The 4,177-nt window shown below is 68.4% G+C and carries 3 protein-coding genes; 1 reads left to right on the forward strand and 2 read right to left on the reverse strand.

The window, feature by feature from the left end; translation table 11 throughout:
• Positions 1 to 1,349: zinc metalloprotease (locus BZY54_RS39650; RefSeq protein ID WP_425276358.1), on the reverse strand; the 1,349-nt coding region annotated here is incomplete at its 3' end.
• 364 nt (positions 1,350 to 1,713) lie between these two features.
• Positions 1,714 to 1,926: a hypothetical protein gene (locus tag BZY54_RS39655; RefSeq protein WP_167414150.1), complete on the reverse strand. Its 213-nt coding sequence runs from the start codon at positions 1,924 to 1,926 to the stop codon at positions 1,714 to 1,716.
• 927 nt (positions 1,927 to 2,853) lie between these two features.
• Between BZY54_RS39655 and BZY54_RS39660 the strand changes: the two genes are divergently transcribed.
• Positions 2,854 to 4,074 carry an RNA-guided endonuclease InsQ/TnpB family protein gene (locus tag BZY54_RS39660; protein ID WP_086730202.1) on the forward strand — a complete coding sequence of 407 codons (1,221 nt, stop codon included), beginning with the start codon at positions 2,854 to 2,856 and terminating at the stop codon, positions 4,072 to 4,074.
• Positions 4,075 to 4,177: the final 103 nt, after the last annotated feature.

Below are 4,177 nucleotides of genomic sequence, written 5' to 3' on the forward strand. Positions count from 1 at the left end.
CCCGCCATCGGGCACAGCAGCATGAGCGTGCCGATCACTCCGACCAGCCCGGCCGCCAGGTGGCCGTCGGCGAACGCCGCGACCGTTCCCAGGCATTGGTCGTGCAGGCCGCGAGCCGCGGTGGCCAGCAGACGCGGAAGGTTCCACAGGGCGTACGCCGCCTCGGCGAGCAGCAGCGGGACCATGGTCAAAACCCACACCGTCACGATGGTTCGCGCGGAGCGCTTGAGATCCGCCACCTGCGCGGCCGCCGGGTGGTGTCCGGGCAGCATGCTCAGCAGGATGGGCTTGACCTTGCCGTACAGGTCGGGCACGCCGGCCAGGTCGCCCAGGATGTAGTAGCCGTCGAGCCGCACCGCCGGCATGAGCTGCTCGAGGACTTCGAAGTGCGCGAGGTACACCGCGGCGAGGAGGAAGGACTGGCCGGTGAGCAGGTAGGCGGCGGTGAGGACGAGCATGAAGATGACGTTGAAGTAGACGCCGCCCAGCCCGGTGCGCAGGCGGCCGGCCTTCCCGATCCGGTACACGTCGGTGACGTCGGTGTACATGGACGGCCAGATCAGGAAGATGCCGCATCCGATCTTCCCGGGCACTGCTCCGCTGTACCGGCAGGCCGACGCGTGCCCGAACTCGTGGAAGAGGAGGGAGGCCACGGTGAGCGCGAAGAGGATCAGCATCCACAGCGGCTGTTCGAGGACCTGCAGCACGGGTGTCATGGCTCCGTGGACGGCGAAGAGCCAGACGTCCATGACGACGACGCCCGCCAGCGTCAGCGCCACCACGAGGGGCTGGTGCAGCCATGCGAGCGCGGCGGCGATGCGGGCCACGTGCGCCTCGTGGAAGATCACCTTGTGGCCGCGCAGTGCCAGCAGCAGATCGGAGCGGGGAGCGACGACCTCGTCGGGGTGGTCTCCGAAGGGAACGGTGATCCCGAGCGGGGTGAGCTTGTTTTCCACCAGGTAGACGATGTTGTCCGTGGTGACTTCGGCCCCGTAGCGGCCGCTGACCCGGTGGGAGATCGCCTCGGCGTCGCGGACGCCGTCGACGCTGCTGACGACGAGGTACAGCAGGCGCGACAGCTGGATCACCTGCCCGTCGCCGCGGCGGACGATGTATCGGCGCTCGGTGAAGCCCGACCCCTTGTATTCACCGAGGGTCTGCAGACCCTGGCTCAGTCGGGGGACGGGCGCGGCGCTCGGGGATGCGGGGATGCCGGCCGTCATGACGGGTGCCGGGTGCGCCTGAGGATCGGCTGCGATGGTGGCGGCCGCCTGCCCGGGGGAATGTCCGGGGTGTGGAGCGTGGGCACGCAGCGTGGTGGGGCTGCTGTTGTCTTCGGACGCCGGCATGGTCTTCTCCCCTGGGCGCTTCTGACGATTCGGCATATGTGCGCGGCGTGCGGCGAATGCGGGTGAGGTCTGTGTGTCGTTGCGTCCCGGCAGCCGCCCAAGAGAGCACGACCGCATGAGGGCCGGTCACGGGCGGCGGGTGCGCGGTGCTGTGCGGGGCAAGCGATCCCGCCGCAGACGGCGTTCGGCCACCGGGGCCGACACGGCCGGCGCGCACTCGCGGGATTCACCGCCAACGGCCATGGCGACTGAGGCCTCATGGAGCACCACGAGCCAGGAAGCGGGCGTCGCGCAGTGCGTATCCGCGTGGTGAGCCAGGCAGGGCCAGGTCCGTCCGCCGACCCGGCCCCGCCTGGTCCGCGTGCTACTGCTGCACGCTGATGGCCTGCGTGGCCTCGGACTGGGCGACCGCGTACGGCGAGCACTGGTTCAGCGCGGCCGATTCGTTGTGCGCGTCCACGTGCGCCACCTTCTTCGTGACGGTGGTCATCTTGGCGAAGTTGAACGAGAACTTGCCGAGCGCCTCACGCCCCGGCAGCAGTTCCGCGGTCTCGGCCTCGAGCTGGTCCATGTTCATGAAAAACTCCTTTCATCCTTCAATTGGTGTGTGAACAAAACGAGTTCCGGTGAGTTACGTCCGAACAGGTCGTTGGGCCGCTGTCCGGGCTCGTTCCAGACCTGCCGGCGCGTTCCGACTGACAGTGAGCGAGCAGCAGATTGTCTGCACGGCCGCGCCGCAGGATTGGTGGACGGCAAGAAATCCCTGCCTCCGCAGCCGAGTCATGCGGATACCCGGCTGCGGAGTCGGGGCACGGCGGAACCGGGGGGAGAGCCGCCCGCCGTCCAAAGTCTCCGAACAATTCGTCCGGAGGTCCCGGACAGTAGCTGAAACGGAAGGACAAACGCAAACAATCCAATTCCGACATTCGTTCAAAATCGCACTGCTGTCCGCTCATGCGGCATCACCAGGGCCGATCGCGGCGGCGCGGTGCTGTACGGGGCATCGGACCGCCGGCCGCCGTGCTGGTCGGAGGCGGACAGGGGCATGCAGCCGACACCCGCACGGGCGGGCGCCGGCGCATCGCGTCGTCCTCGACAACGGATGTTCCGCTTCTGCGTATTGACCTGGCGGAGTTCACGCGCGCCTGTAGGCGGCATGAGGGCAAGCCACCCCGCCGACCAGCGCATCGGCGCATCGGCTGAGCGTCCTGCGCCGGTTGCTCTGCTCTTCTTCGGTCACCCCGGCGCGGAAAGCTTCACCGGTCCTCCGCCCGCGGACCGGACGCTACGCGGTGCCAAGCCCCAGGGCCGGGACCGGCGTTCACCGGGTTCCTCCGGGGATGCCCCGGCCTTCAGGCCGGGGAGGAATCGGACTCCTGCGGAGCAGGACGGGAAATAGGGGCTTCGCCTCCAGGGCGAAAGACCGTCCACCCGCGACGAGGTGAGCGAGCCCGTGGCGATCAAGAGGCGTCAACTGTCAGTCCTCCCCTATATGTTCGGATGCATGACGCCAGACGCGACCACGGAGGGGACCGGGCATGCCCGGTACTCCTTCCGTGTGCGCCTGTCTGCTACCGCACGGCGCGCACTCGAAGCCGAGTGGGACCGCTGCCGCTGGCTCTGGAACGAGTGCGTGGCCAAGTCGAAGCAGATCCACCTGCTCGGCAAGGCCACAGGTGAGAAGCTGACGTGTGGTCCGGCTCAGCTGGACAGGATGCTGACCGAGGCGCGTCGGGTGACGCCGTGGCTGGCTGCGGGTGCGTCGGTGCCGCAGCAGCAGGTGATTCGGGACTTCGCCAGGTCGAGGGCGAAGGCGTTGAAGGACATCAAGGACGGGCTTCCGGTGAACCGCCGGGCGGGGATGCCCCGCTGGAAGAGGAAGCGGGAGGCCAGGCCGAGCCTCAACTACACGAAGCGCGGTTTCCGCCTCAAGGACGGTCGTCTGCACCTCGCGGGCCAGATCGTGCTGAGGGTGGTGTGGTCGCGGGACCTTCCGGCCGAGCCGTCGAGTGTGCGCGTGTACCAGGACACGCTCGGGCACTGGTATGTGTCCTTCGTCGCCCCGGCCCAGGTCGAGCCGCTTGTGGAGACTGGCCGCGTCCTGGGCGTGGACTGGGGTGTGAAGGAGACGGCCGTCACCACGGATGACGCCTACGATCTCCCGTATGCCGAGCACGGCAAGCGGGCCGCTCAGGGGCTGGCCCGCTATCAGCGGATGATGGCCCGGCGCCGGAGCCCGAAGGGCCGGCCCGTATCCAAGGGCTACCGGAAGGCGCAGGTACAGGCGGCGAAGCTGCACAGGAAGGTCGCGCGGCAGCGGGAGGACACATCCCGCAAGTGGGCCAAGTCCGTGATGCGTGATCATGACGGGGTGGCGGTGGAGGACTTCAGGCCGAAGTTCCTCGCGAAGACCACGATGGCCCGCAAGGCGGCCGATGCCGCCATCGCCGCCACCAAACGCGCTCTGGTCGAGATGGGGCGCAAGCACGCACGGGACGTCCGTCTCGTGCACCCGGCGCACACCACGATGGACTGCGCAACGTGCGGAGCGAGAACCAAGCACGCACTGCCTCTGTCGCTGAGAACCTATGCCTGCACCGCGTGCGGAGCCGTCTGTCCCAGGGACAAGAACTCCGCCCGCGTGATGCTGGTCCGGGCAGGTTGGAACCCGGACGGTGCCGAGGGCGTAAGACCACCTGAGCCGCCGGCTCAGGTGGCGGCCTGAGCCGTGAATCCCCACATCAGCCCTGGAGGGTGGAGAATCCCCTCCCATCAGGGAGGGGAGCCTTCAACGGATACGGGACGGTCGCCCAGGACGAAGCTTCACC

The organism is Streptomyces carpinensis, from assembly GCF_002154505.1.
Lineage (GTDB): Bacteria > Actinomycetota > Actinomycetes > Streptomycetales > Streptomycetaceae > Streptomyces > Streptomyces carpinensis.